Annotated in this window: 24 protein-coding genes and 1 other RNA gene; 15 read left to right on the top strand and 10 right to left on the bottom strand. The window is 70.1% G+C overall.

Features of this window, described 5'->3' with window-relative positions; translation table 11 throughout:
* The first annotated feature begins 25 nt into the window (after positions 1 to 25).
* On the top strand, positions 26 to 841 hold the full coding sequence (gene murI, locus OZ403_RS30265) for a glutamate racemase (protein WP_140799686.1): 816 nt from the start codon (positions 26 to 28) through the stop codon (positions 839 to 841).
* 71 nt (positions 842 to 912) lie between these two features.
* Here the strand turns inward: murI and carF are convergent, their stop codons facing one another.
* The gene (gene carF, locus OZ403_RS30260) at positions 913 to 1,758 is read right to left on the bottom strand and encodes a plasmanylethanolamine desaturase (RefSeq protein WP_140794761.1); all 846 of its coding nucleotides are present in this window, start codon (positions 1,756 to 1,758) and stop codon (positions 913 to 915) included.
* Between the two features lie 226 nt (positions 1,759 to 1,984).
* Here carF and OZ403_RS30255 point away from each other — a divergent pair, with 226 nt between their 5' ends.
* The 10 genes from OZ403_RS30255 (at position 1,985) to OZ403_RS30210 (ending at position 13,126) form a co-directional block, all read left to right on the top strand.
* Entirely contained in the window at positions 1,985 to 2,551 is a 567-nt protein-coding gene (locus OZ403_RS30255; RefSeq protein WP_090490308.1) for a hypothetical protein, read from the top strand.
* A gap of 162 nt (positions 2,552 to 2,713) precedes the next feature.
* A complete protein-coding gene (gene ftsE / locus OZ403_RS30250; protein ID WP_140794760.1) occupies positions 2,714 to 3,406 on the top strand; it encodes a cell division ATP-binding protein FtsE in 693 nt (230 codons plus the stop codon).
* Entirely contained in the window at positions 3,403 to 4,305 is a 903-nt protein-coding gene (locus OZ403_RS30245) for a cell division protein FtsX (RefSeq protein ID WP_140794759.1), read from the top strand. Before ftsE ends, OZ403_RS30245 begins: the two co-directional genes overlap by 4 nt.
* On the top strand, positions 4,302 to 5,435 hold the full coding sequence (locus OZ403_RS30240) for a murein hydrolase activator EnvC family protein (protein WP_442929639.1): 1,134 nt from the start codon (positions 4,302 to 4,304) through the stop codon (positions 5,433 to 5,435). Before OZ403_RS30245 ends, OZ403_RS30240 begins: the two co-directional genes overlap by 4 nt.
* A gap of 69 nt (positions 5,436 to 5,504) precedes the next feature.
* On the top strand, positions 5,505 to 6,365 hold the full coding sequence (locus OZ403_RS30235; RefSeq protein WP_140794757.1) for an alpha/beta fold hydrolase: 861 nt from the start codon (positions 5,505 to 5,507) through the stop codon (positions 6,363 to 6,365).
* Between the two features lie 58 nt (positions 6,366 to 6,423).
* Positions 6,424 to 7,800, top strand: coding sequence for a S41 family peptidase (locus OZ403_RS30230; RefSeq protein WP_140794756.1), 1,377 nt, complete (start codon positions 6,424 to 6,426; stop codon positions 7,798 to 7,800).
* A gap of 69 nt (positions 7,801 to 7,869) precedes the next feature.
* Entirely contained in the window at positions 7,870 to 9,702 is a 1,833-nt protein-coding gene (locus OZ403_RS30225) for a PEGA domain-containing protein (protein WP_140799685.1), read from the top strand.
* Between the two features lie 2 nt (positions 9,703 to 9,704).
* Positions 9,705 to 10,058, top strand: a complete 354-nt coding sequence (locus OZ403_RS30220) for a hypothetical protein (RefSeq protein WP_140794754.1) — start codon at positions 9,705 to 9,707, stop codon at positions 10,056 to 10,058.
* 238 nt (positions 10,059 to 10,296) lie between these two features.
* Positions 10,297 to 11,277, top strand: a complete 981-nt coding sequence (locus tag OZ403_RS30215) for a D-alanine--D-alanine ligase (protein WP_140799683.1) — start codon at positions 10,297 to 10,299, stop codon at positions 11,275 to 11,277.
* A 325-nt stretch (positions 11,278 to 11,602) separates the two neighbouring features.
* The gene (locus OZ403_RS30210) at positions 11,603 to 13,126 is read left to right on the top strand and encodes a cellulose synthase family protein (RefSeq protein ID WP_011555691.1); all 1,524 of its coding nucleotides are present in this window, start codon (positions 11,603 to 11,605) and stop codon (positions 13,124 to 13,126) included.
* 68 nt (positions 13,127 to 13,194) lie between these two features.
* Here the strand turns inward: OZ403_RS30210 and OZ403_RS30205 are convergent, their stop codons facing one another.
* On the bottom strand, positions 13,195 to 13,737 hold the full coding sequence (locus tag OZ403_RS30205) for a hypothetical protein (protein ID WP_268782396.1): 543 nt from the start codon (positions 13,735 to 13,737) through the stop codon (positions 13,195 to 13,197).
* 83 nt (positions 13,738 to 13,820) lie between these two features.
* On the opposite strand from OZ403_RS30205, the gene OZ403_RS30200 reads away from it, so the two are divergent.
* Positions 13,821 to 14,870, top strand: a complete 1,050-nt coding sequence (locus OZ403_RS30200) for a PEGA domain-containing protein (RefSeq protein ID WP_140799681.1) — start codon at positions 13,821 to 13,823, stop codon at positions 14,868 to 14,870.
* Between the two features lie 52 nt (positions 14,871 to 14,922).
* On the opposite strand, the gene OZ403_RS30195 is transcribed toward OZ403_RS30200, so the two are convergent.
* A complete protein-coding gene (locus tag OZ403_RS30195; protein WP_140799680.1) occupies positions 14,923 to 15,519 on the bottom strand; it encodes a hypothetical protein in 597 nt (198 codons plus the stop codon).
* 53 nt (positions 15,520 to 15,572) lie between these two features.
* Between OZ403_RS30195 and OZ403_RS30190 the strand changes: the two genes are divergently transcribed.
* Positions 15,573 to 17,465: a M1 family aminopeptidase gene (locus OZ403_RS30190; protein ID WP_268782395.1), complete on the top strand. Its 1,893-nt coding sequence runs from the start codon at positions 15,573 to 15,575 to the stop codon at positions 17,463 to 17,465.
* Positions 17,466 to 17,474: 9 nt separating this feature from the next.
* Here OZ403_RS30190 and ftsY read toward each other — a convergent pair whose 3' ends face one another.
* Positions 17,475 to 19,040 carry a signal recognition particle-docking protein FtsY gene (gene ftsY / locus OZ403_RS30185; RefSeq protein WP_140794748.1) on the bottom strand — a complete coding sequence of 522 codons (1,566 nt, stop codon included), beginning with the start codon at positions 19,038 to 19,040 and terminating at the stop codon, positions 17,475 to 17,477.
* A 69-nt stretch (positions 19,041 to 19,109) separates the two neighbouring features.
* Between ftsY and OZ403_RS30180 the strand changes: the two genes are divergently transcribed.
* Positions 19,110 to 19,667: a hypothetical protein gene (locus OZ403_RS30180; protein WP_171445472.1), complete on the top strand. Its 558-nt coding sequence runs from the start codon at positions 19,110 to 19,112 to the stop codon at positions 19,665 to 19,667.
* A 33-nt stretch (positions 19,668 to 19,700) separates the two neighbouring features.
* On the opposite strand, the gene OZ403_RS30175 is transcribed toward OZ403_RS30180, so the two are convergent.
* From OZ403_RS30175 to OZ403_RS30165, 3 genes are all read right to left on the bottom strand, one after another.
* Complete coding sequence (locus tag OZ403_RS30175; protein WP_268782394.1) at positions 19,701 to 20,207, bottom strand: hypothetical protein; 507 nt, start codon at positions 20,205 to 20,207, stop codon at positions 19,701 to 19,703.
* A gap of 99 nt (positions 20,208 to 20,306) precedes the next feature.
* An RNA gene (rnpB, locus tag OZ403_RS30170) (RNase P RNA component class A) lies at positions 20,307 to 20,702 on the bottom strand.
* Positions 20,703 to 20,773: 71 nt separating this feature from the next.
* Positions 20,774 to 22,054, bottom strand: coding sequence for an RNA polymerase sigma factor (locus tag OZ403_RS30165; protein WP_268782393.1), 1,281 nt, complete (start codon positions 22,052 to 22,054; stop codon positions 20,774 to 20,776).
* Between the two features lie 284 nt (positions 22,055 to 22,338).
* On the opposite strand from OZ403_RS30165, the gene OZ403_RS30160 reads away from it, so the two are divergent.
* Positions 22,339 to 23,667 (top strand): reverse transcriptase family protein, encoded by a 1,329-nt coding sequence (locus tag OZ403_RS30160; RefSeq protein ID WP_268782392.1) that lies wholly within the window; start codon positions 22,339 to 22,341, stop codon positions 23,665 to 23,667.
* 15 nt (positions 23,668 to 23,682) lie between these two features.
* Here the strand turns inward: OZ403_RS30160 and OZ403_RS30155 are convergent, their stop codons facing one another.
* The 3 genes from OZ403_RS30155 to OZ403_RS30145 are packed head-to-tail and all read right to left on the bottom strand — an operon-like array spanning position 23,683 to position 26,120.
* Complete coding sequence (locus OZ403_RS30155) at positions 23,683 to 24,702, bottom strand: restriction endonuclease (RefSeq protein ID WP_268782391.1); 1,020 nt, start codon at positions 24,700 to 24,702, stop codon at positions 23,683 to 23,685.
* A gap of 29 nt (positions 24,703 to 24,731) precedes the next feature.
* On the bottom strand, positions 24,732 to 25,370 hold the full coding sequence (locus tag OZ403_RS30150; protein ID WP_268782390.1) for a ribonuclease HI family protein: 639 nt from the start codon (positions 25,368 to 25,370) through the stop codon (positions 24,732 to 24,734).
* An 18-nt stretch (positions 25,371 to 25,388) separates the two neighbouring features.
* On the bottom strand, positions 25,389 to 26,120 hold the full coding sequence (locus tag OZ403_RS30145) for a zinc ribbon domain-containing protein (protein WP_140794741.1): 732 nt from the start codon (positions 26,118 to 26,120) through the stop codon (positions 25,389 to 25,391).
* Positions 26,121 to 26,150: the final 30 nt, after the last annotated feature.

The raw sequence follows: 26,150 nt of genomic DNA, 5'->3' as shown, positions 1-26,150 counted from the left end.
ATCAAACGTGATAGGGACACGCTCCATGCGGCAAGGCAGCCACAGTCCCATTGGTGTCTTCGATTCAGGCGTCGGAGGGCTCACCGTCCTCAAGGCCCTCATGTCCCGGCTCCCTCACGAGAGCACGGTGTACCTGGGGGACACCGCGCGGGTGCCCTACGGCACCAAGTCCGGCGAGGTGGTGACGCGCTACTCGCTGAAGAACGCGGAGTTCCTCCTGGAGCGCGGCATCAAGCTGCTGGTGGTGGCGTGCAACACCGCCTCGGCCGTGGCGCTGCCCGCGCTGGAGGCGGCGCTGCCAGTGCCGGTGGTGGGCGTCATCCTCCCCGGCGCGCGGGCGGCGCTGGCGCGCACGCAGGGGGGCGGGGTGGGTATCATCGGCACACCCGGCACCATCCGATCGGGCGCCTACCAGCGCGCCCTTGAGTCCGCGGACCCACGGGTGCGGGCGAAGGCCCGCGCCTGTCCGCTCTTCGTGCCGCTGGCGGAGGAGGGGTGGACCACGGGCGACGTGCCCCTGCTGGTGGCGCGCGACTACCTGGCCGAGTTCACCCGCGACGGCGTGGACACCCTGGTGCTGGGCTGCACGCACTACCCGCTGCTCAAGGGTGTCATCGCGGAGGTGGTGGGGCCGCACGTGGCGCTGGTGGACTCGGCGGAGGCCACCGCGGACGCCGTGGCCGCGCTGCTGTCGGAGCGGGACGGACTGGCGCCGGCGTCGCGAGGCACTCCGGAGCACGCGTACTACGTCACCGACGTGCCGGAGCGCTTCATGGAGGTGGGAGCCCGTTTCCTGGGCCGGCCCATCACCGCCGCGGAGCAGGTGGACCTGACCTTCTGACGGGTGACGCGGCGCGGACGCACGAACGCCCGCCGCGGCAGGCCGGGCGGGCGTCCTGGTACGGCGGAGGACTACGGCCGCGTTGAGGCGGGCTTCTCCTGCACGGTGGCCTGGGTGAGCAGCTCCTTGGCCGCCTGGACCACCGGGGCCTCGCTGCCACCCGCGGCGACCACCAGCGCGCGCGCCGCCTCCGCGCCGATGTCGTCCTGGCGCGGCAGCAGGCCCGTGGCCCAGGTGATGAGCCGCTCGGCGGTGGGGAAGAAGTGGACCATCGTCAGCGGCTTGTTCATCCAGCCTACGGTGATGCAGTAGTACTTGTTGTACGGCTTGGTGTGATGGATGCGGTGGTGGTCGGGGGGCAGGATGAGGTGCACGCGCTGGAGGAAGCCGACGAGCGCGGGCGGCGAGTCCATGTGCGACCACTTGTGGAACTGATTGGTCGCCATCACCCAGAAAATCATCGCGCCGAGGAAGGACGCGCAGAACACCCAGCCCGGGCCGCTCATGGGCATGCACAGGGCCATGATGGCCACCGGCAGAGAGATGAGGCAGTTGTTGCCGTTGGTCTCCACGAAGTCGTGGCGGGTGATGGCCTTCTCGTCCACGTGGTGCTCGCGGAAGGGGCGGATGAGCGCCTTGCCCAGCAGCGGCATCTCCGTGGAGCCCCACGTGTCGCCCATCCAGTGGACGAAGCCGGAGACGAAGTCCGCGGCGAGGTAGCCCAGCAGCACCGCGCTGAGCAGCAGCCACGTGCCCGCATAGGGGTTGCCCCACAGCCGGTACACCAGCGCCACCTCCAGGGAGACGAAGGAGACGATGGCGGCAATCTCCATCGCGCGGATGGCGGGCGAGTACCCCTGGGCCAGCACCTGGGCGTCTTGCTGGCGCACCTTCTTTTCAATCTCTTGGGTCTTCATCCGGGCGTCCTCGCCGTTGGTGGGGGGGTCGAGAACCCCGTCCGTCAGCCTGTACGTATCCCAGCCGCTTTCAGCTTTTCAACGGAACTGCCGGGCAATCGCCGTGGCCTGCACGGCTGGTGGGCCAGGGAGTCACTCGTGTGCGTGTGGCAGCACGAAGGACGAGAGCAGGTCACGCTTACCTTGTGTCGTGCGGATGCGGCTGGTACGGTCCGCGACCTCGGCGATGACGAAAACCTTCGAAAAAGCCGTCACCGGCTTCAATCACAACATCAAGCACAAGGGGAAGGTCTACCACGTCCAGACCGAGGACTCGGGCGTCAACAACCCCCACATCATCACCCACCTGTTCGTGGGCGGGAACATCCTCGCGTCGAAGAAGACGTCCTACGCGGACATCCTCAACGCGGAGAACCTCGCGGAGGTCGTGCGTGAGTTGATGGAGGAGCAGCACAAGGAGATGCTGCGCAACCTCATCAACGGGGTGTACGACAGCTACGAGTCCACCGCGCGCAGCTACCAGCCCGGTCAGCTCGCGGCGGATACGGACCCGGCGCAGGTGAAGCTGCAGCCTGGCCAGTCCATGGCGCAGCGGCCGCCTCCGCCGCCTCCGCCCGTGGCGGTTCCCGCGCCCGTGGTGGTTCCTCCGGAGGTCGCCGCGGCGCGCGCCCTCAAGGAGAAGCCGAAGATCAACGAGATTGGCGTGGAGACGCTCTTCGGCGAGGACCTCATCTCGGAGAAGAGCCTCGACGAGGTCATCCTCAGCTACCTGGCGGGCGAAGGCGAGCAGTAGCCCGCCCACGCGGTCTTCCGGATGTGGGCACCTGGCGTGCCCATCCGGACATCGCTCCAGATATTCGTGCGGCCTGGGCAAACGGGCAGGAATCCCTCTCGCGGGGCGTGCGTGGGGGATGCCGCCCGGGCGTGCTAGGTTGGCGGCCTTCCGCCCGCCGCCATGATTCAGTTCTTCCACGTATATAAGGCGTATCCCGGCGACCCACCGGTGTTGTCGGACATCAACCTCAACGTGGAGAAGGGCGAGTTCGTGTTCCTCACGGGCCCTTCGGGCGCGGGGAAGACGACGCTGCTGAAGCTCATCTTCTGCGCGGAGAAGGCCACCAAGGGGCAGATTCTCGTGGGCGGCCGCAACATCGCCCGCATCCGTGAGTCCGCGGTGCCGTACCTGCGGCGCAACATCGGGGTGGTGTTCCAGGACTTCAAGCTGCTGCCGCACCGGACGGTGGAGGACAACGTGTCCTTCACGCTGGACGTGTTGGGCGTGCCCCGCGCGGAGGCGCGCGAGAAGGTGCGGCGCATGCTCAAGCTGGTGGGGTTGGAGCACAAGGCGGACTCCTACCCCCTGCGCCTGTCGGGTGGAGAGCAGCAGCGCGTCGTCATCGCGCGAGCGCTCGTCAATGACCCCACCATCCTCCTGGCGGACGAGCCCACCGGCAACCTGGACCCGGCGCTCACCGTCGAAATCATGGACCTGCTCACGCAGGTCAACGTGCGCGGCACCACGGTGATGGTGGCCACGCACGACGCGACGCTGCTGTCGCGCTACCAGAAGCGCACCGTGCGCCTGGAGCGCGGGCAGATTGTGTCCGACGAGGACGGCGTCAAGGCGGCGCGCCGGATGGTGGTATGAGCGCGCTGTCGAAGGTGGCGTACTTCTGCCGCTCGGCGGCGGTGGGGCTGAAGCATTCGCCCTTCGTGCACTTCATCGCGGTGACGACCATCGCCATCGCCCTGTTCTCCGCGGGCATGGCCCGGGGCGCGGCGCGGGTGCTGGACAACCTCCTGGCGTCGCTCGGCGGCGAGGTGGAGGTGACGGTGTACCTGGCGCCCGAACTGGACGCGGACGAGGTCCACGGGGTGCGTGCCCGCGTGCTGGCGCTCAGCGGCGGCGAGGTGACGCTGGTGTCGCCAGACGCCGCGCTTTCACGGCTGCGCACGGAGTTGGGCGACCTGGGCGAGGCGCTGGCGGAGCTGCCGGAGAACCCGCTGCCGGTGTCGCTGGAACTGCGCGTGCCGCCGGAGCGGCGCAACCCGGACGCGCTCCTGGCGCTGGCGAAGACGCTGCGAGCGGCGCCTGGCGTGGCCGGCGTGGACTACGGTGAAGCGGCGGTGCAGCGGCTGTCCGCCATCGCCCGGGCGCTGCGCTTCGGCTCGCTGGTGGCCTTCGCGGTGGTGCTGGGCGCCACCGTGGTCATCGTGGCGGCGACACTGCAACTGGCCATCTATTCGCGGCGCGGCGAGATTGAAATCCAGAAGCTGGTGGGCGCCACGGACCGCTTCGTCAAGGCGCCTTTCCTGCTGGAGGGCCTGCTCCAGGGCGTGCTCGGCGCGGCGGTGGCGCTCTTGGGGCTGTGGGCCTTCGGCCGGATGCTGGGGCCCACGTTGGGCGCGCTCTTCGCCTTCCTGTTGGGGCCCGGTGTCGCGGCGCCATGGGTGGAGCCCCGGCTGGCGCTGGAGTTGCTGTGCGCTGGCTGTGGCCTGGGACTGGGCGGCAGCTTCGTCGCCGTGGGGCGTTTCCTCCGCGTATGAGCTGGCGCCTCCTCCTGCTGGCACTGGGGCTGTGGGCCTCGACGGCCATGTCGGCGGCTCCGGCGACGGCGGCCGAGGATGCCGAACAGGCCGCGGTGCGTGAGCGGCTGAGCGCGCAGCGCGCGACGCTGGCGTTGGTGGAGGCGAAGAAGCTCTCCGTGCTGGAGGGCGTGGAGCTGATGCAGGAGATGGCCGCCTTCTCCCGCCGGCGCGTGCGCTCGCTGGAAGGCGACCTGGCGGTGTTCCGCCGGCGCGTGCTGCTGGCGGAGCGTGAGCAGGCCGTGCTGGCCGAGGCTTTGAAACTGCAACTGCGCCGGCTGTCTCCGCGCCTGCGCACGCTGTACCGCCTGATGCGCCGCCGCCCGCTGGAGGTGCTGCTGTCGGCCGAGGATTTCGCCGCGCTGGTGTGGCGAGCCAGGGCGCTGGAGGCCAGCATGTCCGGCGACCTGGAGCTGCTGCGCACCGTACAGCGCGTGGCGCGCCTGCAGCGTCAGGCCACGCGGGAGTTGGAGCGGCTCCAGGCGTCGCTCGCCGCGCGAATGGCCTTCCTCCAGGAGCAGGAGCGACTGGCCCGCATGCAGCAAGAAGGGCTGGAGGAGGTGGTGGGCACGCTCGCGGGCGAAGCGGAGCTGGCCCGGCGCGCGGTGCGCGAGCTGGAGCAGGCCGACGCGGAGCTGACGCGGATGGTGCAGGACCTGAAGGAGCTGCCCGCGACGAGCGGCTTCGGCGCGCTGCGCGGCAAGCTCCCCCGGCCCGTGTCAGGCATCGTCGAGGTGGGCTTCGGCAAGGTCGTCAACCCGCGCTTCAACACCGTCACCGTCCAGAAGGGCCTGGACATCCGCGCCGCCGCGGGTACGCCGGTACGGGCCGTGGCCGAGGGCACCGTCGCCTATGCCGGCGCCCTGCGCGGCTACGGCAACCTGCTCATCCTGGACCACGGCGACGGCTACCACACCCTCATGGCCCACCTGTCCTCCATCACCCCCGAACTGGGCGGCATGGTGCTTCCCGGAGACGTGGTGGGCGAGGTGGGGGACACTGGTTCCCTCAAGGGCGCCTACCTGTACTTCGAGGTGCGCAAGGGCGGGCAGGCGGTCGACCCCGCCCTGTGGCTGGCGCCCGGGTCCTGACGCGTTGCGGCAAGTTCGCGGACGCGTTGTTATTGTCGTGGGACCCTTCTGCGAGGAGCAGGCGAGCGCATGGACCTGATGGGCGGAATGCAAAAGGCGCTGCGGCACATGCTGGTGGCGCGTGGTGTCGAGTCCACGACAATGCAGGTCGGTGACCAGACGGTGCACCACTACGCGTTGACGGGGCAGGGCAAGGGGCCGCCAGTGGTGCTGGTGCACGGGCTGGGCGGCTCGGCGAACGGCTTTGGGCGCACGCTCTTCGGCATGGCGAAGCGCTTCTCCCGCGTGTACGCCCCGGACCTGCCGGGACACGGCTTCTCCGTGGAGTACTGCGGCGGAGAGGTGTGTGTGCGCAACCAGTTCGAGGTGCTGCGCGCCTACGTGGAAGAGGTGGTGAAGGCGCCGGCCTTCGTGGTGGGCAACTCGCTGGGGGGCGCCATGGCGGTGAACCTGGCGGCGGATCACCCCGAATGGGTCCGCGCGCTGGCGCTGGTGGCTCCCGCGGGCGCGCAGCTGCCGGAGGCGGAGAACACCGCGCTGCTCAACTCGTTCGTCGTGAAGTCCCCCGCGGAGGCGCGTGCCTTCACGCGGCGGTTGTTCCACCGTCCGCCCCTGCCCGCGCTGCTGTTCGCCTACGAGCTGCGGCACTTCTACGACACACCCACCGTGCGGGCGCTGACCGCGGAGGCGCTGGCCACGCGCGCCTGCCTGGAGCCGGAGCAGGTGCGCAACCTGGCCATGCCGCTGCTGTTCCTGTGGGGCGGCAGTGAGCGGCTGCTGCCGTCGGAGACGCTGAACTGGTATCGCGCCCACCTGCCTGCCCATGCGCAGGTGCGCGTGGTGGATGGCTTCGGGCACGTGCCGCAGTTGGAGCGCCCGGACGAGCTGGTGTCGCACCTGGTGCGTTTCGCCGACTCGGCGGAGCTGTGAGGGCCGGGTAGACTGGTTCGGAGCCTTCCGGGGCCGCCCCGGGAAAGGACGTACCGACGTGACGGGTTCCTCCCAGCCATGGCGCGCGGCGCTGACCGCCTTCTTCCTCCTGAGTGCTCCGTGGGCGCATGCCGCGGAGCCGCCCAGGAAGGACGCGGGGACGGCGGGCCGCGCGGAGCAGGCCGAGCGCGACGACGCCACGTACCGGCAGCTGGAGGTGTTCGCGCGGGTGCTCTCCTACGTGGAGAACAACTACGTGGAGTCGCCGGACCGCCAGCGGCTCATCTACGGCGCCATCCAGGGCATGCTGGAGACGTTGGATCCGCACACGGTGTTCCTCCCGCCCGACGTGTACCGGGAGATGAAAATCGACACCTCGGGCGAGTGGGGCGGCCTGGGCATCGAAATCGCGCGCAAGGGCGAGCGCATCGTGGTGGTGGCGCCCATCGACGACACCCCCGCGGCGCGCGCGGGCATCAAGGCCGGCGATGAGCTGGTCGGCATCGACGGTGAGCGGACCGAGGGCATGGACGTGGGGCGCGCGCTGCAGAAGATGCGCGGCCCGGCCGGCGGACGCGTGCTGCTGACCATCATGCGCGAGGGCTTCAGCGCGCCGCGCGAAATCGCCATCATCCGGGACCACATCCGCATCGTGTCCGTGGAAGGCGCGCTGCATGGCGGTATCGGCCATGTGAAGGTGAAGAACTTCCAGGACCGCACCGACCTGTACCTTCGCAAGGAGCTGGACCGGCTGCGCGCGCTCAACGGCGGCAAGGAGCTGCGCGGCCTGGTGCTGGACCTGCGCAACAACCCGGGCGGGCTGCTGGACCAGGCGGTGGCGGTGAGCGACCGTTTCCTGCCGGGCAATCTGCCCATCGTCTCCACGCGGGGGCGGGATGGCCGAAGCGCCACCGTGGAGCGCAGCAAGGACCGCGACACGGAGAAGGACTACCCCGTCGTGGTGCTGGTCAACGCGGGCAGTGCCTCCGCGTCCGAAATCGTGGCGGGCGCGCTCCAGGACCATGGCCGCGCGAGCATCCTGGGCACGCCCACCTTCGGCAAGGGCAGCGTCCAGACGGTCATCGAGCTGGAGGATGGCTCCGGGCTGAAGCTGACCATCGCGCGCTACTACACGCCCAAGGGCCGCAGCATCCAGGAGCGCGGCATCACCCCGGACTTCCTCGTCCCCGACGAAGCGGGAGGCAAGGTGCCGCGCGATGTGGTGCGGGAGAAGGACCTGCAGCGCCACTTCCGCGCCGAGCCGACGGCCGCGACCGAGCCCGCCGCGCCGGAGCCCCGAGGCCTGCCGGAGAATCTCAAGCCCTGGGACGTCACCGCGAAGCTGGAGGACTATCCCTTGAGGGTCGCCCTGGACTATCTCCATGGCATGGCATCCGCTCCCGCGCGTACTCCAGCTCGGGCAGCGGGTCGCTGAGGACTCCTTCTCACTTGCATTTCGCTGTGCAGTCCGTTTGATGCGCAACGAGCAAAAGGTGAACGAGAGATGCGACCTTCGAATGTGCGAGCGGTTCACGCCGCGTTGAGTGGATGGCTGGTGGGACTGCTGGCCGTGGGACCCGCGGCGGCGCAGACGCCGGTGTCCTCGCGGCTGGTGCCCCGGGCCTTGAGCGCGGCGACGGCGGATGCGCCGGCCGATGCGGCTACGGTCACCGTGGTGGCCATTGCGCTGGACGCGGAGGCCCGTGGCGACGCGGCCCGGCTGGCGCGCGAGGCGGAGCTGGCGGTGACGCGCTCGGGGCGGCTGAAGCTGGTGCGCCTGTCGGACGCGCTGGACGCGGACGGGCAGCGCGAGCGCCAGGCCCGTGAGGCCGAGGCCGCCGAGGCGATGAAGGCGGGCCAGCGCGCCTACGACGAGCTCGACACCGAGAAGGCGCTCGAGCACTTCGACAAGGCGGTGCGCGGCTACGAGGTCGCCGACCTCTCCCAGCGCTTCACCGAGCTGAGCCGCGCGCGGGTGATGAAGGCCGCGTCGCAGGTGGCCAACGGTGAGAACACCGCCGCGCAGCTGGAGATTCGCACCGCGCTGGCGCTGAACCCGGAGGCGCGCTTCTCGCCCAACTTCTTCCCGCCGGAGGAGATGACCTTCGTGGAGAAGGAGCGCAAGGCGGTGCTCACCGGCACCAAGGCCAGCCTGCGCGTGAGCACCGAGCCGGTGCCGGCCCAGGTGTTCGTGGACGGCCAGTTCCGGGGCATCTCGCCGGTGGACGTCGCCGACCTCACGGCCGCGGACCACTACGTGACGGTGGTGGCGCCGGGCTACGCGCTGACGCAGCGCCGGGAGCGCGAGGGCGAGGTCAGCCTGACGCTGGCCCCCGTGGCGGCGCAGAAGGGCCTGCAGACGTTCACCGAGCAGGCGGCGCGCAAGCCGGAGAGCCAGGAGCGCGACGCGGCCCTGCGTGAGCTGGGGACGCTCGCGGGCGTGTCCCAGGTGCTGGCGCTCCTGGTGCGCGGTGGTGCCGGGACCGCGCCGCTGGAGGTGACGGGCCTGCGCCTGGACGTGTCGGATGGCCACAACCAAGCCTACGCGCTGGGGACGGTGCCGCGCGGGGAGGGGCTGGTGGACGGTTCGCAGGCGCTGCTGGCGCAGCTGGTGTCGGCGGATGCGCCGCGCCAGGGCGGCAAGCCGGTGACGCACTTCTCGGGTGGCGTCAGCAACACGCGCCGCACCGTGGGCTACGTGCTGATGGCCACCGGCGTGGCGCTGCTGGCCGGCGGCGTCTACTTCGGCATGGAGGCCTCCGCGAAGTCGGATGACTTCAAGCGCGCGGCGCAGAACAGCAGCCGCGCCCAGGACCTCAAGAGCACGGGCAAGTCGTACGCGCTGGTGGCCGACGTCGGCATCCTCCTGGGCCTCGCGTCGGCGGGCGCGGGCGGCTACCTGGCCTTCGCCAATGGCGGCAGCGGTGGTTCGAAGTCGTCCTCCCGCGCGAGCCGCCCCGCGCCGGCGCCCGTCCCCGCGGCCGCGCCGCCGCAGGACACGCCTCCCGCGCCGAAGGCGGCCCCCGCCGCGGCGAAGGAGCCGCTGCCCATGCCTCCGCCTCCCGCGCAGGCGGTGCCGGCCTCGACGCAGAAGGAGCCCAGCACGTCCAACAAGCGCGCGCAGGAGGATGAGGCGCGCCAGCGTGAGGAAGAGCTCCGCAAGCGCCGTGAAGAGGTGGAGCGCCAGCGCAAGGAGTTGGAGGAGCGGCGCAAGCAGGAGGAGTCCGCGGCGCAGCGCGAGCAGGAAGAGCGGCGGCGGCAGGAGGAGCGGCGGCGAGAGGAAGAGAAGAAGAAGAAGCGGCCCGCACTCGACGATGACGATCTCCGGAACTACTAGCCATGCGCCGTCCCTTGCGAAACCTCGTTGCTTTCATGGCCCTGGGCACCGGGCTGTCCGCGTGCAGCCTCCTCGTCGACTTCGACGAGGAAGGGCAGCCCTGCGATGAGCTCAACCAGTGCCTGGAGGGCTACTCCTGCGTCGACAACGCGTGCGTCCCCGACGGCTCCGCGCCGTCCGATGGCGGCACCGATGCGGGCACCGATGGTGGTCTGAACACCGACGGTGGCCTGAACACGGATTCGGGAACCACTGACCCGGACGCGGGCTCGGAAGCGCCGGACGCCGGGCTCCCGGACGACGCGGGCACCACCGGACCGGGCCCCGTCCTGGAGCCGGAGTTCCCGGCCAGCTGACCTGCCTCACCCGAGGTCCGCGGCTCGCGGCGTGGAGACGGAGCGGCGCCTGACGCGGGCCGCCCGCTCCGTGGCGCCCCGGCCACGCCGCGGCCCGGAGGACACGCCTGCTCTTCGCGCACGGCGTGGCTGAAGTCCCTCACCCAGGCGGTTTCCGAGGGAGACCGTCCCGCTCCGCCCACCGCCGCGTGGCTGGCATCATCCATGCTCTGTGCTCCGCCCAGGAGGCAACATCGACATGGGCAAGCGCGTGGGAGTGCTGATGGGCGGGTGGGGCGAGGAGCGGGAGATTTCGCTCAAGACGGGAGAGGCCGTGGTGGCGGCGCTCGAGTCCCGGGGCCATCAGGTGACTCGCATCTTCGCGGGGCCGGGCCTGGACCGGGCACTGCGCGCGGCCGAACTGGACGTGGCCTTCGTCGCGCTCCACGGGCGCATGGGCGAGGACGGCCGGGTGCAGGGCCTGCTGGAACTGCTGGAGCTGCCGTACACGGGCTCGGGCGTGCTGGCGTCGGCGCTGGCCATGAACAAGCCCTTCGCCAAGCGGCTCTTCCGCCTGCACAACCTGGCCACGCCCCATGGCTACACGGTGGCGCGCGAGGACGCGTGGCGCGCCCTGGCCCTGCACGGCGACCTGGGCTTCCCGTGCGTGGTGAAGCCCGCGTGTGGCGGCTCGTCGGTGGGGCTGGCCGTGGTGCGTGAGCCGGAGGCGCTGGCGTTCGCGGTGGCGCAGGCCAGCCGGTTCGGCGGCGAGGCCCTGGTGGAGCGCTACGTGGCGGGCCGGGAAGTCACGGTGGGCATCCTCGGCGGCCAGGTGCTGGGCAGCTGCGAGGTGGCCACGCCGCGCGAGGGCTTCGACTTCGACGCCAAATACAAGGGCGGGGCCGCGTACTTCTGCCCACCCCGGCTGTCTCCCACGCGCGTGGCCAACGTGGAGGCCCTGGCGCTGGCGGCCTACCGCGCGCTGGGCTGCCGCGGGCAGGCGCGGGTGGACATGATGTGCTCGGACACGGAGAACGACGTGGTGCTGGAGGTGAACACGCTGCCGGGCTTCACCCCCACCAGCCTGCTGCCGAAAATCGCCGCCAGGGCCGGGCTGGACTTCGCCGCGCTCACGGAGCGCATCCTGGCGCTGGCCACCCGTGACGAAGCCGGTGTCCTGGAGGCCCCCGTCGTGGAGACCCCGCCGGGCCTGGGTGCGCCTCGCCGCGCGGTGAGCTGACCCTCCAGGTCGGTCAACCCCTGGCGTTGTTTCAACCCCGACGCCAGGGACACAAGCTGGGTGTGGTAGGAGTGACGCAGGGTGTCAGGACCCCGTGAACGGAACGTTCAAATCCGGGGAATAGTTTGACACGGCCTTGAACGCGTTCCTATTGTCCGGCGCCGATCACTCCCCGAAGGTCAAAACCTTGTCTTTTCGGGTACATACGATGTGGGGGCTTGGACGACCCATCTCGCGCCGGTCCGCGCGAGACGGAATCAGCCGGGCCGCCCCGCACGGAAGGACCGCAGGCCCTCTGGGCTGTGGCAGGGGTTGAGCGTCACCGATGACCACCGTCGAGATCATCTTCCTGGGCGTCTATTTCAGTCTCTTGTGCGTGCTGGGAGTCTACGGCTCGCACAGGTACCGGATGGCGTTCCTGTACTACCGGCACAAGTTCAAGCTGCCGACGCCGAAGGGTGCGCTGGAGTCGCTGCCCAAGGTCACCATCCAGCTCCCCATCTTCAATGAGATGTACGTGGTGGAGCGCCTGGTGGAGTCGGTGTGCCGCATCGACTACCCGCGCGACCTGCTCGAAATCCAGGTCCTCGACGACTCGACGGATGAGACGTGTGGCATCGCCCGGGCGTGCGTGGAGCGCCAGCGCCAGAAGGGTCACGACATCGTCTACATCCACCGCGTCAACCGCCAGGGCTTCAAGGCGGGGGCGTTGGAGAACGGCCTGAAGCTGGCGAAGGGCCAGTTCGTGGCCGTGTTCGACGCGGACTTCGTGCCCAGCCCCGACTTCCTGATGCGCACCGTGCCGTTCTTCTCGGACGACAAGGTGGGCATGGTGCAGGTGCGCTGGGGGCACCTGAACCGCGAGTTCTCGCTGCTGACGCAGGCCCAGAGCATCTTCCTGGACGGCCACTTCATCATCGAGCACACCGCGCGCAACCGCGCGGGCTGCTTCTTCAACTTCAACGGAACCGCCGGCATCTGGCGCCGTGACACGATTTCCGACGCGGGCGGCTGGCAGCACGACACGCTCACCGAGGACCTGGACCTGAGCTACCGCGCCCAGCTGAAGGGCTGGCAGTTCGTGTTCCTGCCCGAGGTCATCTCCCCGGCCGAGGTGCCGGTGGACATGAACGCCTTCAAGAGCCAGCAGCATCGCTGGGCCAAGGGCTCCATCCAGACGGCGAAGAAGCTGCTGCCCACCATCCTCAAGAGCGACCTGCCTCTGGTGGTGAAGCGCGAGGCCTTCTTCCACCTCACCAACAACATGGCGTACCTGTTGATGGTGTTGCTGTCGGTGCTGATGCCCATCAGCATGGTGGTGCGCTTCCAGCACGGCCTGTACGGCACGCTGTTCCTGGACCTGCCCTTCTTCCTCACGGCCACCGCCAGTGTCTGCTTCTTCTACGTGGCGGCGCAGCGCGAGCGCGGCGCGAAGGGCTGGGAGCGGGTGAAGTACCTGCCGTTCCTCATGAGCCTGGGGATCGGCATGGCCATCAGCAACGCCAAGGCGGTGGCCGAGGCGCTGCTCAATCAGCAGTCGGGCTTCGCGCGCACGCCGAAGACGGGCGCCGAGGGCAAGAAGGCCGTCACCGTCAAGAAGGCGTACCGGGGAAGCAAGTCGCTGTTGCCGCTGGTGGAGTTGCTGTTCGCCGCGTACTTCACCGGCGCGCTGTGGTTTGCCATCGATGCGCGCATCTACACGTCGGTGCCCTTCATCGTCCTGTTCCTGGCGGGCTTCCTGTACGTGGGCAGCTCCAGCCTGCTGCAGGGCCTATCCGGCCGGATGAAGCTGGTGGAGTCCACCCCCGCGGTGGACGCCGCCGACGAGCAGCCCCGCCGCGCGGCCTGAGCGGCGTCCTTCCTTCGGGAAGGTCAGGGGTGGGGCTGGCACCGCGCCGCCTCACCCCTTTCGCGTTTCTAGGTGCCCGCGTCCGGTGAGCTGCCCGCATCCGGCGGACCCCGCAGCAGCACCTGCTCCATCCGCACGCTGGGGGCGCCCGCCGGGGCCGTGCGGCAGTCCTCGTCGATGGAGGTGCTGGTCGCCGAGCGCAGCGTCAGGCCCACGTCCGTGCACCGCACCACCTCTGTCGGAAAGGTGACGGGGCAGGGCGTCCCCGCGCCGGAGAAGCCGGTGGCACGCGTTTCGCCCACGAAGCCCGCGGGTGTGCGCCGCAGGACGATGGATGGCGAGCCCGCGTCCGGGGCGTCCACCGCTTCCGAGTCATGTGCGCGGACGACGGCGAGTGAGAGTGTGCTGCCGTCATCGTCGCCGTAGTACCGGAAGGCCGGGTTCCCCGCGTGGTGGTACTCGCCGCCCTGGTTCTGCTCGCAGCCAGCGGGAATCTTCACCGCGGGCGGCGCGGGCGGCACGGGCTCCGTCCTGGGCGGCGCCTTCGCGGAGCACGCGGTGAGGGAGAGGACGCTGAGGTGGAGGGCCAGTGTGGGCAGGACGCGGTGCATGGGGGGCGGATATTCTCCCAATCCGCAAGGCCCTGGGACTCTGTTTGATTCCCTTGGGATGACTCTCTAACCTTCGGTTCGTCATGAGCCTCCACCGCATCGTCGTCTTCGCCCTGGTGACTGTCCTGGCCGCCCCTTCGGCCGCGCTCGCGCAGGATGACTTCCTGGCGCCGCTCACCACGCCGTCGAAGCCCAACACGGGCAAGCCCAAGGTGGTGAAGAAGAAGCCCGCGAAGGCACCCGCCAAGAAGCCCGCGCGCGCGAAGGCGCCCGCGAAGGGCAGCAAGAAGCCCGCGGCCGAGGACGACCTGCTGCTGGCGCCGCTGACGCCCGCGAAGACGGAGGTACTCGTCCGCATGACGGGCAACGTGCGCGGCGCGAAGCTGTTCGTGGATGGGAAGGAGTTCGGCGTCCTCTCCTCGGCCGTCGTGCCGGTGGAGGTCCGCCCGGGCGAGCACCACCTGGTGGTGCGCCGGCAGGGTTACGCCGACTTCACGCGGCGCATCGACGTGAAGTCGGGCACGCAGGCGGAGGTGCTGGTGTCCATGGACGCCACCATGGGCTTCGCCACGCTGACGGCGGACGTAGCGGACGCGGTGGTGATGGTGGACGGGCAGCAGGTGGGCGCCGTGCCGCAGGCCAACGTGTTGCTGCGCCCGGGTTCACGCGAGATTGAGTTCCGGGCCCCGGGCTTCAAGCCGGACGTGCACAACATCACCGTGTTCGCGGGACGGACGTACGAGGTGACGGGCAACCTGCGGCCGCTGCTGGACACGTCCGTGGCCACCGCCGACGTGCCGAAGAGCCCGGTGTTGGAGCCGTCTTCCAAGCTCGACCGCGACGACGAGACGGCCCCCGGCCTGTCGTTCACTGGGGACCCGGAGACGCCCGAGGTGGAAGGCTCCAAGCCGTGGTACGGCCGCTGGTACGTGTGGGCCGGCATTGGCGCGGTGGTGGCGGCCGGCACGGTGGGCGCGGTGATGGCGACGCAGGGCGGTGGTGCCAGCCCGCTGAGCCCCGAGGCCGTGTGCGGTCCAGCGGGGTGTGACGCCGTGCTGGGCGGCATCCGCTCGGTGCGCGGTGGTGGCGCGGGGCTTCAGGCCCCTCCGCCCGCGGGCGCGATTCGCTTCTGATGCGGTCGTGAATCGTCCCGCCCACGTCGAGGGCGGGACGGCGCCACGGGTTCTACTGGTCGCGCAGGTCGTCGTTGTCGCCGCGGCTGTCCGGGGCGAGCAGCAGGTACACGTCGCTCACCCGTCCCACGCCCCAGGTGTCCAGCGCGGTCGCGCGGACCTGGAAGGGGGCGGAGTCGGGCAGCAGGTGGGTGATGTCCACTTCGCCCGCTTCGAAGGTGAAGGCGCGGCGCCCCACGCTGTCCACCTGCTCACGGCCCATGTGGACCGCTTCGGTGAAGCCCACGGTGGTGCGCCGGGTCACCTGTCCACTGGCGTCCAGCACCTCCAGCAGCAGGAAGTTGTCCACGGCGATGCCGAGCGTCCCCTTCGCATCGCCGTAGAGGCGGGCCCGGCGTCCGTCCAGGCTCATCGTGGGCGTCTGGCCGGTGGCGACGACGCGCGGCGTGCGCTCGCCTTCGGTGGCGTCCACCTCGATGTCTTCGCGCAGCTTGGTCAGCGTGTGTGTCTCCCGGGCGGGCGTGTCCAGCAGGAGCCGAACGGCACGGGGCTCGGTCGAGGTGGAGGTGGGCGTGGCCGAGGCGGGCACCTGCCGCGCACAGGCCATCAGCCCCAGGGTGGCGGCCATGACGAGCGTTCGAGAATGCATGGGAGGTCCAGGGTAGATGAGCAGGGGTGACCCGGGTCAATTAGCATGGCCGCATGCGGACCTTCCTCCATGGGTGCCTGCTGTGGTGTGTGCTCTCCGGGACGCCGGCGTGGGGCAGTGCGCCCGCGGAACCCCTGGTTTCTCCCGAGGTTCAGCTGTGCCTCCAGCACCTGAAGCCCGCCGAGCGTGAGCGGGCCGCGAAGGCGCTGGGGCCCCTGGAGGAGCTGCCGCTCTACCGCGTGCAGTTGGAGGTGGACCCGGAGACCCGTGGGGTGAAGGGCCGGGTGCAGGTGGAGGTGCTGGCCCGGAAGCATCCGCTCACCGAGCTGTACCTGCGGCTGACGCCCAACGCGCAGGGCCGCCGGGTGACGCTGTCGGACGCGAAGCTGGGCGGCCGGCCCGTCAAACTGGAGCGGCCGGAGCCCACGCTGTACCGCCTGTCCCTGGAGTCCGAGCCGGTGCCGCCGGGCGCCGCCGCGGTGCTGGACGTCGCGGTGGAGGGCCTGGTGCCGCGTGCCGCCGCGCCCTCGAGCGGGGCCGCGGGAGGCCTCCTCGGCGGTTTGATGGGCGGTGGGGGCGGGCGTCCTTCGGGCGGCGACCACGGGGCTTTCTCCGCTACGGCGGACTTCATCAGTCTGGTGGGCGTGGTGCCCCAGGTTCCGCCAGTGGGCGAGGATGGCAGGCCCTGGGAGGGCCCGCAGGGGATTGGAGACCTGGGCCTCTATGAGCCGGCGCACGTGCTGGCCACCATCACCGTGCCCACGGGCTGGGCGGTGCACGCCACCGGCGTGCCCATGGGCGAGGTCCCGGAGCGGGATGGGCGGGTGCGCTACGCCTTCGCCGCCGCGGCGGTGCGCGACTTTCCCCTCTTCGTGTCGCGGGGCTACGCCAGCTCCACCGCCACGGTGAATGGCGTCACGGTGGAGAGCCACTACGCCGCGGCGGACCAGGCCGCGGGCGAGCGCGTGTTGAAGTACGCCACGTCGATGCTGGCGGAGTTCGAGCGCCGTCTGGGGCCGCTGCCGTACACGCACTTCCGCGTGGTGCAGGCGCCGCTGTCCGGAGGCGCGGGCGGCATGGAGTTCCCGGGGCTGGTCACCATCGCGACGCAGCTGTACCGCGGCGCGGCGGGGGCCTCCGAGCTGCTGGGCGGCGGCATGCAGGGCATGGAGGACCTGGAGGCGATGCTGGGCATGCTGGGGCAGAGCGGGGGCGGGGGAGGAGGGGTGCTGGGACAGCTGAACGGCGCCATGGAGCGCACGCTGGAGTTCACCGTGGCGCACGAGGTGGCGCACCAGTACTTCGCGGGGCTCGTGGGCTCGGACCCCATCCTGGAGCCCGTGGTGGATGAGTCGCTGGCCCAGTACGCCGCGCTCCTCTACCTCGAATGGAAGCACGGCAAGAAGGTGGCGGAGTCGGTGCGCCAGGAGACGCTGGTGGGGCAGTACCACCTGTACCGGATGACAGGTGGGAAGGACGGCCGCGCGGACCGGCCGACGGGCCACTTCGCGGATGAGATGGAGTACGGCGCGCTCGTCTACGGCAAGGCGCCCCTGCTGCACCACGCCTCGCGGAAGCTGGTGGGAGACGCCGCCTTCCTCAAGGCCCTGCGCGCCTACGTGGACACGTACCGCTTCAAATGGACGTGCAAGGACTGCTTCACGAAGGAACTGGCGAAGGCGAGCCCCGCCAACGCGAGCGCGCTGGAGCGGCTGCGCACGCGCTGGTGGCGGGAGGCGAAGGGCGACGAAGATTTGGGCAAGCCCCGTCTGGAGTCGCTGCTAGGCGGCTTCGAGGGACTGGAAGGGCTGGAGGCCCTGCAGTCGCTGCCCGGCATGGACCTGGAGGCGCTCCAGGGCATGCAGGGCTTTGAGGCCTTCCAGGAGATAGACGCCCAGTCGAAGGAGCTGCTGGAGCAGCTCATCCCTGGGCTGATGGGAGAGTGACGCGGGCCCTCAGTCGAAGAGGGCGCGGACGAACTCGCGCGGCTCGAAGCGGCGCAGGTCGGCCACCTTCTCTCCCACGCCCACCCAGACGACGGGGAGCTTCAGCTCGTCGCAGATGCCGATGACGACGCCGCCCTTCGCGGTGCCGTCCAGCTTCGTCAGGGCGATGGCGCTGACGCCCACGGCCTCGTGGAACTGCTTGGCCTGCTGAATCGCGTTCTGGCCGTTGGTGGAGTCCAGCACCAGCAGCACCTCGTGCGGCGCGCCGGGCAGGGCCTTGTCCATGACGCGCTTCACCTTCTTCAGCTCCTCCATCAGCGGAGCCTTGGTGTGGAGCCGGCCGGCGGTGTCCGCGATGATGACGTCCGCGCCTTCCTCCTTCGCCTTCTTGACGGCCTCGAAGATGACGGCGCTGGGGTCTCCGCCCTCGGCGCCCTTCACCAGCTGGGCCTGGGCGCGCTCGGCCCACACGTCGAGCTGCTCGGTGGCGGCGGCGCGGAAGGTGTCACCCGCGGCGAGCACCACCTTCTTGCCCTCGCTGGTGAGCTTCGCGGCCAGCTTGCCGATGGTCGTCGTCTTCCCGGCGCCGTTGACGCCCACCACCATGACGACGTGCGGCGGTCCGCCGCCTTCCAGGGAGCGCGGCACGGGCAAGTCGCAGATGCGGGCGACCTCGTCGCGGATGAGGCCCTTGATGCGCTCTGGGTCCTTCAGCTCGTTGCGCTTGAGCTTCTCGCGGGCCACCTCCACCAGGTGGTTGGCGGTGCGCACGCCGATGTCGGCGGTGAAGAGGATTTCCTCCAGCTCCGCCAGGACGGACTCGTCCACCTGGCGCTGCTGGCCGAACAGGCCATTGAGCCGGGCCATGAAGCCCTGGTTCCGGGTCTTGTCCAGGCCCTGGGCCAGGGTGCGGCCGGCCTCGGCCTCCACCTTGGCGCGCGCGGCGGCCTCCTCGGCGCGGCGGGCTTCCTCGGCGGCGGCGGCCTCGCGGGCGCGCTCCTCCTCCATCAGCCGCTGGGCTTCGACCTGCTCGCGCTTGCGGCGCTCCCGGGCCTCGTCATCCGCGGCCTTCTTGGCGCGGTACTCGGCGCGCTTCTCTTCCTCCTCGCGCTCCTTGAGGTCGCGGGCCTCCGCCTCCAGCCGGGCGCGCTCGGCGGCGTCCGTGGCGGTGCGGGCGGCCTGGGCGGCCTCGGTGCGCTGGCGGGCCAGGGCCTCGGCGCGGTCGTGGGCGGCCTCGGCCTCGCGGAGCCGGGCGGCCTCCGCCTCGGAGGGGGGCAGCTCCACGCGCAGCCGGGGCTGCTCGGCGGGGAGGGCGGGCTTTTCGGCCGCGGGAGGGACGGTGGGGGGCTTCTTCTCCTCGGGGCGCTTGCGGAAGAACAGCTTCCGGGCGGCCAGCACCATCAGCAGGACGAAGAGGGCGGCGGCGCCAATGCCGACGACGTCGCCCGCGGGGGAGCTGTCCGGGGGGGGCGTACCGGTGCCCGGCTGCGTGGAACCCCCGCCCGGGGTGGGAGCGGGAGAGGGGGCGGGCGGCACCTGCGCGGTCAGGGCGTCGAGGGCGTTGGGCGTCTTCATGTGCGCGGGTTCGCATACACCAACGCGCCGGTGGATGCAGCGCCCGTGGCCGGGTAGAACCCAGTCGTGATGCGTCTCAAGCCCTCTTGTGTCCTGCTCCCGTCGCTCCTGCTGCTCGGCAGCGCCTGCATCGTGGAGGCGCCCGGCGGCGCCAGCGCGCAGGAGCGGCGCGCGGCCACCGTCACCCAGGTGCCCCCGCTGTCCGTGAAGAGCGGCGCCAACCTGGGCGGCAAGGTGGAGCTGGTGGGGGCCACGGTGGAGCCCGGGCGGCTGACGCCCGGAGACCAGGCGAAGGTGGCGCTCTACTTCAAGGTGCTCCAACCCATGGACGACGACTACCTCATCTTCGTCCACGTGGAGGACGCGGACGGCCGCGCCGAGCGCATCAACGTGGACCACAAGCCCGCGGGTGGCATGCTGCCCACGTCGCAGTGGAAGCCCGGCGAGACGGTGAAGGACGAGTTCCCCATCTACGTGCCGCCCGGCTCGACGGCCCGCGCGCTGAACATCTGGCTGGGGTTCTGGGAGCCGCGCACGGACTCCCGGCTGCGCATCCTCAACCCGAACGCCGTGCGCAACGACGGCAAGGACCGCATCCTGCTGGGCCAGGTGCCCGTGGCGCGTTGAGTCGCGCCTGAGCGGGCACCTGGGGGCTGCCGGCTACTGGCAGTTCGGGGGCCCCATGCAGGAGTAGGTGACGGTGTACCCGGCCCTCATCGTGGTGGTGTTGACGCGGGTGCAGGTGCCCTGCGTCGTGACGACGTTGCAGAGCCCCCGTGGACACGCCTGTTCGGCGAGGGCCAACGCGTTTTCCTCCGCCAGGGACCATGCGGCCGGGCAGTTGAAGCTGGAGGCATAGCCCTGGGATGTGCGCTGCGTGCTCTCGCAGGTACACGGCGTCGTCGTCGGACAGTAGGTCCGGCTCCCGTTGCACTCCACCCAGCCTCCGTTGTCAGCGCCGGAGGTACAGATGCCGCTCGCGGAGCCGCAGGTGATGGACGTGCCATTCGCGCACTGCTGGCTCACCTGACAGGAGAGCTCCGCTTCGCTGCTGCCCAGTTCCAGGGGCTCCTCGTGCTCGTCGCCCACGTTGCAGGCGGACAGGACCAGGACTGCGACTGCCGCCAGGACGCTTCGTTGCCAGTGCCTACCGGTTTGCATTTGCATGCCGGAGACACTAGGCCCGTGAAGCAAAGCCCCTCCATCGTGGAGAACCGCAGTTCCCACGCCGAGGAGGGGGTCCACGCGCTGACTTCAGAGGGAAAACGCCGGAGCGGCCGTGTAAGCCGAGTTCTGTTCCCACCCCTTTCGGGATGGGCGGTGAACATTCATCTAGGGCCCTGGTTGCCCAGGGGCCTCATCAGCGAGCAACCCGAACGCATGGGACGGGCAATCCCTGTCCTCCGTACGGCGAGGACGCGCTCCTATTGGCTCTTGCTCCAGGTGGGGTTTACCGAGCCGTCCGAGTCACCCCGGACGCGGTGCGCTCTTACCGCACCGTTTCACCCTTACCCGCCCCTTGCGGAACGGGCGGTCTGTTTTCTGTGGCACTTTCCTGCGAGTCGCCTCGACTGGCCGTTAGCCAGCACCCTGCCCTCTGGAGCTCGGACTTTCCTCCCGCCACCCATGACTGCGGTGACCGGCGTTCACCCGGGCCGCTCCGGCACCTTGCGCTTACAACAGCCGGGCAGGGGCGGTCCACTCCGGGAGGTGGGTAGGGGCGTCCGCCGACCTCAAGAACGTCCGGTTCCGCGCGCGCACGCGGCGGCCCGTTCGAGGAGCAGAGCGCGTTCTCGCGTGTTCGCCGTGAGGGCGGCGGCCTGCTCGAACTCCGCGCGGGCCTCGTCGAGGCGGCCCAGCTTGCCGAGCAGGTCTCCGCGGACGCTGGGCAGCAGGTGGTAGCCCTGGAGTGACGGCTCCGAGGTCAACGCGTCCACGAGGGGCAGTCCCGCCTCCGGGCCGAACGCCATGGAATGGGCGACCGCCCGATTGAGCTCCACGACAGGGGAGGGGACGACCTGCGCCAGCGTGTCGTAGAGAGCGGCGATGCGTGCCCAGTCCGTCGCCTCGGCCGTGCGGGCGCGGCCGTGGCACGCGGCGATGGCGGCCTGGAGCGCATAGGGGCCCTGGGCGCCTCCCAGCGCCTCGGCGCGTTCGAGCGCCGCGAGGCCCCGGCGGATGAGGAGATGGTCCCAGAGGGCTCGGTTCTGCTCCAGCAGGAGGACGGGCTCGCCCTTCGGCCCGACGCGCGCTCGTGCGCGTGACGACTGAATCTCCATCAACGCGACGAGACCATGGACCTCGGGCTCCTTCGGTGCGAGTCCCGCCAGGATTCGGCCCAGGCGCAGGGCGTCCTCGCAGAGCGCGGGGCGCATCCAGTCGTCGCCAGCCGTCGCCGCGTAGCCTTCGTTGAAGACGAGGTAGATGACCTCCAGCACGGTCGACAGTCGGGCGGCCAGTTCCCCGCCTTCGGGGACTTCGAAGGGGACGTGTGCCTCCGCGAGCATGCGCTTGGCCCGGACGATGCGCTGGGCCACGGTGGGGACGGGGACGAGGAAGGCGCGTGCAATCTCCTCGGTCGTCAGGCCTCCGAGCAGCCGGAGCGTGAGCGCTACCCGTGTCTCCTTCGAGAGCACGGGGTGGCAGGAGACGAACATCAAGCGCAGCAGGTCATCGCCCACGACGTCGTCGAGCGCGGCGTCGAGGTCCGGCGCGGTCGAGCCTTGCAGTGACTCCAGTTCGTGACCGAGTTCCTCGTGCTTGCGCTCGAGGAGCTTGTCCCGCCGCAGTTCGTCGATGGCACGGCGCTTGGCGGTGGCCATGAGCCACGCGCCCGGGTTGTCCGGGACGCCCGACTCTGGCCATTTCTCGAGCGCGGCGACGAGCGCGTCCTGTGCGAGTTCCTCCGCGCGGCCCACGTCGCGCACCATCCGTGCGAGGCCCGCGATGAGGCGGGCTGACTCGATTCTCCAGACCGCTTGAATGGTCCGCTGGGTCTCGGTGGAAGCCGTCACGGGCGCAACTCAATCACCGTTCGCTCGCGGCACAAGTGGCGTGCGTGCACGGCATTTTCTTTTTGAAAGTGCGACGTGTACCGTCGGAGGGCCATGCGGCGGTTTGGACACCCAGCGGGTAGCCGGTCCGTGAAGCTGCGGTCCGCTGCCTCTCCGGGGCACCCCCGGGGACAACTCATCAGGAGCACACCGTCAAGCGCGGCCGTCTCCGCGGCAAGCCGCGGTCCGGGCCACGCAAGACACGACAGGTGGGGCCACGCCGCCGCATGGCGTGAGTGTGGAAGATGAGCGAGCGGCGTGTCGTGGCTCAGGCGCTCGCGTCCGCGTTCCTCGCGGGACCCTGGACGCTGAAGGGGCTCGTTGAAAGGGGCACGGAGGTCGTCGGAGGACGGGCGCACTGGGTGGCGTCCCTGGCTCGCAGCGCGATGATCTTCTTCCCGCGTCCGCCGCATGCGCGGATGGAGTTGCTCGGGGACCTGTTGGCTTCGCGTCCCGCGTTCGTGCGGGGCTTCACAGAGCCTTCGGCACGTGCGCGCATCGTGCGCTGGATTGCTTCCGAGCCGCGGATGGCGCGGCAGCCGTGGCCCGTGCCAGAGCTGCCGACTCAAGCCGATCTCGCGGCATGGTTGGGCGTAACAGTGGCGCAGTTGGACTGGCTGGCGGATGTACCGGGCATCGAGCGCACGTCCTCGCCAGGACGGTGGCGGCGGTATCGGTACACCTGGATTCCGAAGCGCAGCGGCGGAGAGCGCCTGTTGGAACGACCGGGATTGGACCTGTCGCTGGTTCAGCGGAAGCTGCTGCACGGCATCCTGGCCCACATCCCGCCGCACGACGCGGCGCATGGCTTCGTCGCGGGTCGGAGTGTCCGCAGCTTCGCTGAGCCCCACGCACGGCAGGCCGTGGTGGTCCGGGTGGACCTTGAGGACTTCTTCTTCTCCGTGCGGCCCGCGCGAATCTGGGCGGTGTTCCGCACGGCGGGCTATCCGGACGGCGTGGTGAGCGCGCTCGCGGGACTCTGCACGAACCGTACACCCAGCGCGGTGGTGTCGCAGGCGCAGCGGCCGGATTCACTCGCCGCGGCGAGCGCGCGCTGGCGTCTGGGGCGGAGGCTCGAATCGCGTCACCTGCCCCAGGGGGCGCCCACGTCACCCGCGCTGGCCAACCTCGCGGCGTACCGGCTCGATGTCCGGCTGTCGGCGCTCGCTGCTGCGATGGGCGCGAAGTACACGCGCTACGCGGATGACCTGGCGTTCTCGGGTGGTGACGCATTGGCCCGGCGCACGCACAAGTTGCTGCGCTACGTGAGCCAGATTCTCCGCGAGGAGGGCTTCACGCCACGCACAGGGAAGACGCGGGTGATGCACCGGAGTACCCAGCAGCGGCTCGCGGGCGTGGTGGTGAATGAGCATCCTTCGGTTCGCCGTGTGGACTACGAGCGGCTGAAGGCCATTCTCCACCTGTGCCGCACGCGAGGCCACGCGAGCCAGAACACCGAGGGGCATCCCGACTTCCGCGCGCACCTGCTGGGCCGCATCGCCTGGGTTGCACACCTGCACCCAGCCCGAGGTGCGAAACTGCGCGCTACCTTCGACCAGATTGCGTGGGACTGACGCCCCGCCCTTCGACTACCCGACGGGCCAGTAAAGCTTCTTCAGGGGGACCAGCGCCCGCGTCTCCGCGTCGAGGTTCTCATACTGCTCGACCAGAAGCTCACGAAGGTCGGAGAGGGTGAGGAGTCGAAGCGGAACCGAGGAGCGGTCCGCTTCATAACGCGCATCCTTGGTAAAGCCGCCTGTGCTGACGTAGAGGCACCGGTCGCCCTGCTTGCGGCCCCCGAGAAAGGCGCGAATGGATTGTGAATCCATGGACTCTCCCACGCGGTGCTTCACCTCACAGAAGATGCGGGGTTCCTGGAGGCCCAGGCCGTCGGGTGAAGCGAAGATGTCGACACCCCGGTCCGCGCCAGGCGCGGTGACGCGCGTGCGATAACCCATGGCGCGGAGGATGCCTGCGACGAGTTCCTGCATCTCGCTCCAGTTCAGTCTCGCGATACGGTCCTCGATGAACTGCTCCGCCTTCTCGAACTGCTCCTCCCGGAGCACCGCTTCGGTGCCCTCGTCGCTGTCCACGGTGGGGGCCGACGTGGGCGGCAGGGACGCCACGGGACGTTCCAGTTCCACGGCTTGCGCCCAGAGTTCCGTGGTGGCTTCCGCGTTGGGCCGGAACAATGTGGCGATGGACCCGAGGCCATTGCGAGTCGCCGCGCTCAACTGGTTTCGCAGCACGTGGTGCGTCCAGCGAACGCGTCGGACCAGCGGAGGCGGCCCGGCGTGGTTCTCGACGTTCGATTCGATGCGCCCCAGGAGGTAGATGCGCTCGTTCGGGTCATAGGTCACCGCGCTGTCGCCTTGCTCAACATCGCGCATGAACCGGCGGACCTGCGCGGCCCAGACCCTCCGAGTGCCTTCCTTGTCCTCCGGGTAGGCCTTGGCGAACCGGGCGTCGAGCTCGTCCGCGCTCACGTCCGGCGCGAGCTGGCCGAGCTTGTCCCAGCCAATGCCGACGTACCCCTCCGTCCGGAAGGCATCGAAGAACGCGGCATCGCGGCCCGCACGGATGAACCACAGGCGCTTGTTGGCAGTCACCACTCCCCCTGATGTCCGTACTGGAAGGACTACAGCCGCTCATCAATGGCGCGGTTGCTCATCTCATCCGCCTCGGCGTTCTGCGCGCGGGGGACATGGTGCAGCTTCACCTTGGTGAATCCCTTGAGCAGCTTCCGCGCCTCTTCATACAGCGGCTTCAGCGTCGGGCTCTTCACCTGGTAGCGCCCGCCGAGCTGACGAATCAGCAGCTCGCTGTCCGCGAAGACTTCCACCTCGCGCGCGCCCAGGGACTGCGCGTGCTTCAGGCCCAGCAGCAGGCCCATGTACTCCGCGCTGTTGTTCGTCTGATGCCCCAGGAATCGCCCCAACCGGGCCACCACGTTGCCCGAGGGGTCCATCAGCACCGCGCCCGCGCCCGCGGGCCCTGGATTGCCCCGGGCCGCGCCGTCCGAATAGACGCGCAGCCGCGGATGCGATTCGGAAGCAGGCGCCGCATCCACCGGCGGGCTCACGGCCCCAGGCGTTTCCTGCGAGCCCGGAGTCGCCGCGGCGGAGGTCGGCAGCATCCCGCCGAGCCGCTGCGCGGCCTCCTCGATGAGCTGCCCGAGGTGCTCCCGGGTGAGGCCCCGGAACTCTCGCACCGTCCCTTGCAACGGCTCCTCACGCGCGATGTGGCGGAGGATGTCGATGATGGACGGCGCGGGCATGTCCACGAAGCCGCGCCGCTACTTCGCCGCCGCTGGGGTTTCCTGCAGCGCTTCCACCGCGTAGATGATGCGGTTGCACGAAGGACAGATGTCCGTGCCCAGCCCGGTGCGAAGCTGGTTGTAGAGCTGCGGGGGCACGTTCATGTTGCAGCCCTGGCAGGTGCCGGCGACCACGCCGACCATGGCGGGCAGCTTCTTCTTGCGCACCGCCTCGTAGCGGCGCAGCAGGGTGGCATCCACGCCCGACGCGACTTCCGAGCGACGGCCTTCCAGTCCCTTCACCTGCGACTCGGCCTCGCCCAGCTTGCCGCGCAGCTCCGTCATCCGGCCGGAAAGGCCCTGCTGCTTCGTCGCGTAGTCGGCCTCCTTGCCCTTGATGGCCTCGCGAGCGCCGCCGAGCTGCTTCGTCAGCTCCGCCAGCTCCTCCGCCATCGTCAGATTGGCCTTCTTGGCGATGTCGATTTCACGGGCCAGGGCGGAGTACTCGCGGGTGGAACGCTGCTCGCTGAGCCGCGTCTCCCACTTCTTCACCTTGTCCTTCTCGTCCGTGATGTTCTGTTCGAGCTGGGCCTTCTGCTTCTCCATGTCGGAGACGCGTGCCCGTTCCGCCTCGATGGCGCTGCGGGCCACACCCAGTTCCCGCTCCAACTCGGCAATCTGACGGGGGTGAACGTCCGCGGCCTTCCGGAGCGAGGCGACCTCGAGGTCCACGTTCTGCAGCTCCGCCAGCGCTTTCAATTTCTCCCGCAAAGTTGCTGCCTCCCACAGGGCCGCACCGTG

The organism is Myxococcus sp. NMCA1 (genome assembly GCF_026810205.1).
Lineage (GTDB): Bacteria > Myxococcota > Myxococcia > Myxococcales > Myxococcaceae > Myxococcus > Myxococcus xanthus_A.
The sequence above is the reverse complement of the archived record's forward strand: the minus strand, read 5'-3'. Positions and strand labels throughout refer to the sequence as shown.

Bases quoted from the DNA above. Each gene is read 5' to 3' on its own strand.
- OZ403_RS30190 (WP_268782395.1), top strand. From the start codon at position 15,573: ATGCGGACCTTCCTCCATGGGTGCCTGCTGTGGTGTGTGCTCTCCGGG.
- OZ403_RS30225 (WP_140799685.1), top strand. From the start codon at position 7,870: ATGCGACCTTCGAATGTGCGAGCGGTTCACGCCGCGTTGAGTGGATGG.
- OZ403_RS30175 (WP_268782394.1), bottom strand. From the start codon at position 20,207: ATGCAAATGCAAACCGGTAGGCACTGGCAACGAAGCGTCCTGGCGGCA.
- OZ403_RS30220 (WP_140794754.1), top strand. From the start codon at position 9,705: ATGCGCCGTCCCTTGCGAAACCTCGTTGCTTTCATGGCCCTGGGCACC.
- OZ403_RS30235 (WP_140794757.1), top strand. From the start codon at position 5,505: ATGGACCTGATGGGCGGAATGCAAAAGGCGCTGCGGCACATGCTGGTG.
- OZ403_RS30200 (WP_140799681.1), top strand. From the start codon at position 13,821: ATGAGCCTCCACCGCATCGTCGTCTTCGCCCTGGTGACTGTCCTGGCC.
- OZ403_RS30215 (WP_140799683.1), top strand. From the start codon at position 10,297: ATGGGCAAGCGCGTGGGAGTGCTGATGGGCGGGTGGGGCGAGGAGCGG.
- carF (WP_140794761.1), bottom strand. From the start codon at position 1,758: ATGAAGACCCAAGAGATTGAAAAGAAGGTGCGCCAGCAAGACGCCCAG.
- OZ403_RS30205 (WP_268782396.1), bottom strand. From the start codon at position 13,737: ATGCACCGCGTCCTGCCCACACTGGCCCTCCACCTCAGCGTCCTCTCC.
- OZ403_RS30255 (WP_090490308.1), top strand. From the start codon at position 1,985: ATGACGAAAACCTTCGAAAAAGCCGTCACCGGCTTCAATCACAACATC.
- OZ403_RS30160 (WP_268782392.1), top strand. From the start codon at position 22,339: ATGAGCGAGCGGCGTGTCGTGGCTCAGGCGCTCGCGTCCGCGTTCCTC.
- OZ403_RS30150 (WP_268782390.1), bottom strand. From the start codon at position 25,370: ATGCCCGCGCCGTCCATCATCGACATCCTCCGCCACATCGCGCGTGAG.
- OZ403_RS30245 (WP_140794759.1), top strand. From the start codon at position 3,403: ATGAGCGCGCTGTCGAAGGTGGCGTACTTCTGCCGCTCGGCGGCGGTG.
- OZ403_RS30195 (WP_140799680.1), bottom strand. From the start codon at position 15,519: ATGCATTCTCGAACGCTCGTCATGGCCGCCACCCTGGGGCTGATGGCC.
- ftsE (WP_140794760.1), top strand. From the start codon at position 2,714: ATGATTCAGTTCTTCCACGTATATAAGGCGTATCCCGGCGACCCACCG.
- OZ403_RS30180 (WP_171445472.1), top strand. From the start codon at position 19,110: ATGCGTCTCAAGCCCTCTTGTGTCCTGCTCCCGTCGCTCCTGCTGCTC.
- OZ403_RS30240 (WP_442929639.1), top strand. From the start codon at position 4,302: ATGAGCTGGCGCCTCCTCCTGCTGGCACTGGGGCTGTGGGCCTCGACG.
- ftsY (WP_140794748.1), bottom strand. From the start codon at position 19,040: ATGAAGACGCCCAACGCCCTCGACGCCCTGACCGCGCAGGTGCCGCCC.
- murI (WP_140799686.1), top strand. From the start codon at position 26: ATGCGGCAAGGCAGCCACAGTCCCATTGGTGTCTTCGATTCAGGCGTC.
- OZ403_RS30210 (WP_011555691.1), top strand. From the start codon at position 11,603: ATGACCACCGTCGAGATCATCTTCCTGGGCGTCTATTTCAGTCTCTTG.